This window comes from Bradyrhizobium valentinum (genome assembly GCF_001440405.1).
GTDB lineage: Bacteria > Pseudomonadota > Alphaproteobacteria > Rhizobiales > Xanthobacteraceae > Bradyrhizobium > Bradyrhizobium valentinum.
The window spans coordinates 1-1,837 of sequence record NZ_LLXX01000130.1; the positions used below are offsets into that span (position 1 = coordinate 1).

Annotated in this window: 1 protein-coding gene; it reads left to right on the forward strand. The window is 67.9% G+C overall.

The features are described 5' to 3' along the window. Nucleotides 1-1,746: DNA mismatch repair protein MutS (mutS, locus tag CP49_RS22400; protein ID WP_082646167.1), on the forward strand; the 1,746-nt coding region annotated here is incomplete at its 5' end. Nucleotides 1,747-1,837: the final 91 nt, after the last annotated feature.

The window sequence follows — 1,837 nt, forward strand, 5'->3', positions numbered from 1 at the left end:
GGCTCGCGGCTCTTGGCGCAGCGCCTTGCCGCGCCGCTGACCGACAGCGCGGGAATCGCGCGGCGGCTGGACGCGATTGCCGCCTTTGTCGCTGACAGCGCAGCGCGCGACGATATCAGAACCACGCTGCGCGCAGCGCCCGACATGTCGCGCGCGCTGGCGCGGCTGTCGGTTGGACGCGGCGGTCCGCGCGACCTTGCGGGTTTGCGCGACGGTATCATTGCTGCGGATCAGGCACTCGCGAGGCTCGCGCAACTGGAAGCTCCACCATCCGAAATCATTGCCGTGATGGAGGCGCTGCGCCGCCCCTCACGCGACCTCGCCCGCGAATTCGAACGCGCGCTCGCCGAACAACTGCCGCTGATCAAGCGCGACGGCGGCTTCATCCGCGAGGGCTATGAGGCCGCGCTCGACGAGAGCCGAAATCTGCGCGACGCCTCCCGCCTCGTCGTCGCCGCGATGCAGGCGCGTTATGCCGAGGATACCGGCATCAAGGCGCTGAAGATCCGGCACAACAACGTCCTCGGCTATTTTGTCGAGGTGACGGCGCAGCACGGCGACAAGCTGATGGCGCCGCCGCTGAACGCAACCTTCATCCACCGCCAGACGCTGGCGGGGCAGGTTCGCTTCACCACTTCCGAGCTCGGCGAGATCGAAGCCAAGATCGCCAATGCCGGCGATCGCGCCCTCAACCTCGAACTAGAAATCTTCGAGCGGCTCTCGGCGATGGCGCTCGCCGCCAGCGACGATCTGCGCGCCGCGGCGCATGCGTTCGCGCTGCTCGATGTCGCGACCGCGCTGGCGAAGCTTGCGATAGACGACAATTACGTGCGGCCCGAAGTCGATGGCTCGCTCGGCTTCGCCGTCGAAGGCGGCCGGCACCCCGTCGTCGAACAGGCGCTGAAGCGCGGCGGCCAGCCGTTCATTGCCAACGCCTGCGACCTCTCGCCCGGGCCTGCGCAAAAATCCGGCCAGATCTGGCTGATCACCGGCCCGAACATGGCCGGCAAATCGACCTTCCTGCGCCAGAACGCGCTGATCGCGCTGATGGCGCAGATCGGCTCCTACGTGCCAGCGTCGCGCGCGCGGATCGGCGTCGTCGACCGGCTGTTCAGCCGCGTCGGCGCGGCCGACGATCTCGCGCGCGGCCGCTCTACCTTCATGGTCGAGATGGTCGAGACCGCCGTGATCCTCAACCAGGCCAGCGAACGCTCGCTGGTGATCCTGGATGAAATCGGCCGCGGCACCGCCACCTTCGACGGCCTGTCGATCGCCTGGGCCGCGATCGAGCATCTGCATGAAGCCAACCGCTGCCGCGCGCTGTTCGCCACGCATTATCACGAGCTGACCGCACTTTCGGCAAAACTGCCGCGGATGTTCAACGCCACGGTGCGGGTGAAGGAGTGGCAGGGCGACGTTGTGTTCCTGCACGAGGTGCTGCCGGGCTCCGCCGACCGCTCCTACGGCATTCAGGTCGCGAAACTCGCAGGGCTTCCCCCGGCCGTGATCACGCGCGCCAAGTCGGTGCTGGCGAAGCTGGAGGCGCAGGATCGCGGCCAGACCGCGCGGGCGCTCGCCGACGATCTGCCGCTGTTCGCCGTCCCCTCCCGCGCCGCCGCCGAAGCCGCGCCGCCGAGCGAGGCCGAGCAGTTGATGGAGGCGGTGAAGGCCCTGCATCCCGACGAGATGTCGCCGCGCGAGGCGCTAGAGGCGTTGTATGCGCTGAAGGCGAAGCTGCCGAAGTAGTGAGTTTGAATGCCGTCATTCCGGGGCGATGCGCGAGCATCGAACCCGGAATCTCGAGATTCCGGGTCTGGTGCTTGCGCACCATCCCGGA